Annotated in this window: 1 protein-coding gene; it reads left to right on the top strand. The window is 60.2% G+C overall.

Features of this window, described 5'->3' with window-relative positions; translation table 11 throughout:
• Positions 1-256: 256 nt before the first annotated feature.
• The coding region (locus ACIQWO_RS27470) for an autotransporter domain-containing protein (protein WP_402830866.1) at positions 257-2,023 on the top strand (1,767 nt) is incomplete at its 3' end.

Genomic DNA, 2,023 nt, shown 5'->3' on the forward strand with positions numbered 1-2,023 from the left:
GTTGTCAGTCACCCTCGAGGTGATTTTCTGTAGGCGACGCGTGTTTTTTGCTGATGTCCTATTTCATCAGGTCAAATTACCCATGCGTTTTCGTCATTCTTGCCCCCTCAGCCCCGCTTCCGAGCGTCGTTTGACTGTCCGCCACCGATTAAGCGCGTGCGCGCTGAGTGTCGGTTTGGCCGTTCCTCTGCTTGCGGCAGCGCAAAGCGCTGGCATTACGGGTCTCGGAACGGGGATGGATGTGAGAGAAGTTAACGTGAGCGCTGACGACAACGTGGTGACATGGACCAATGCCAATGGTTCGGGCACGAGTTTTCGCACCTTTCGTTGGACGCCCTCGGGTGGGGCGCAGGATCTCGGGGGCGTCACCAGTTCGGACGACTTCAGCATAGGGGGGACCAACACCGATGGAAGTGTCGTGGTCGGTTCTGCAACGAACGGAAGCCAAGGCGAGCAAGCGTTTCGATGGACTGCCGCCAATGGCATCCAGTTTCTCACTGGCTTCCCGGTCGGGACGGGCTTTACTCGCTTTCCGATTGGGACAGGCTTAACTCGCGCCACGGGTGTCAGTGGTGACGGGCAAGTGGTTGTTGGTGCTTACACTAATTCGAACGGGGATTGGCGCGCATACAGTTGGACGGTGGCCTCCGGCTATCGGGATCTTGTTATAAACTCAGTCTCAAGCGCTACAGGGGCCAATGATGACGGTTCGGTGGTGGTAGGTTGGCGTTATTCAGCCAACGTCAGTCAAGCCTTTCGGTGGACGAGCGCCAGGGGGGACGTCGACTTGGGCGACTTGCCTGGAGATAACGAGTCCAGAGCCAACGCAGTGAGTGGGGATGGCAAGGTGGTGGTTGGCACTTCTTGGAAAGGCACCGAGAACGACCACGCCTTCCGCTGGACGCAGAGCGCCAACGCGTTAGAAGCATTGGGTACACTGGGTGGCACACAGTCTCGGGCCTGGGGCATTAGCCGTGACGGTAACGTCATTGTCGGGAGCGCACAAAAAGCCGATGCCACCTGGCAAGGTTTTCGATGGACGGCGGCCGCCAAGATGCAGTCCGTGGAGGCGTGGCTGCAGGCTAACGGCGTGACAGTGCAGGGCGTTCAGACGGAGACCGCCACGGGTGCCAATGCCGATGGTTCGGTTGTGGTCGGACGACTCGCCAATGGCAATCCCTATATCGCCCGCGTGGTGGCGAAATCTGTCCCCTCGGCAGCGACAAGTCCTTCAACGTCAACGACGTCAACGACGTCAACGACGTCAACGACGTCAACGACGTCAACGACGTCGTCATCAACGTCCTTGAACGGCCTGATCGATGTGCAAGCGTTCACGCAAGGTTTGGCTCGCGTGGCCGTGGTGGGTATCAGCACCTCACGCAATGCAGAGCTCCTCATTAATGGGCTGCATAGCAATCCCATGCGAGGCTTGATCCCGACGGTTGGCCAGAGTGCTGTCTGGACCGGGGGCGACTGGGGGGCGCAGACGCACTCGCCCTATCGGCAGCGCCAGTGGGTCACGGAGCTGGGCTATGGATATCGCGTCAATGAGGACGTGCAAGTGAGCCTGTCCACAGGGTACCTGGGCAGCAGCGACAAGACCGATCTGGGGGGCACCACCAAAACGCAGGAGGGTTTCGTGCTGCCCGGCGTGACCGTGCGAGTGATGGATACGCCGCTGTACGCCACCGTTGATTTGCTGTACGCCGCCGGTCAGGTCGATGTGAATCGCGTCTACCTGAACGCCGGGACACCCACGAGCGCGTCAGGCAAGCCCCATACCCAGTCGTTCGGAGGCCGCATGCGTCTGGATTGGGACAATGCGTTTGCCCTGGGCGAGGTGGGGTTCACCCCCTATATCAGCCTCACCCACGTAAGAACGAAGGTCGACGGCTACAACGAGCAGGGGGAAGGATTCCCGGTGCGCTGGGATCAGCGCAAGAGTAACGCGACGACCGCTCATCTGGGGCTTGATGCCAATTGGCCGCTGAGCGACGCCGTGAGCCTGCTGGGTCGCACA

Origin of the sequence: Pandoraea sp. NPDC090278, from assembly GCF_044772185.1 — a bacterium.
Lineage (GTDB): Bacteria > Pseudomonadota > Gammaproteobacteria > Burkholderiales > Burkholderiaceae > Pandoraea.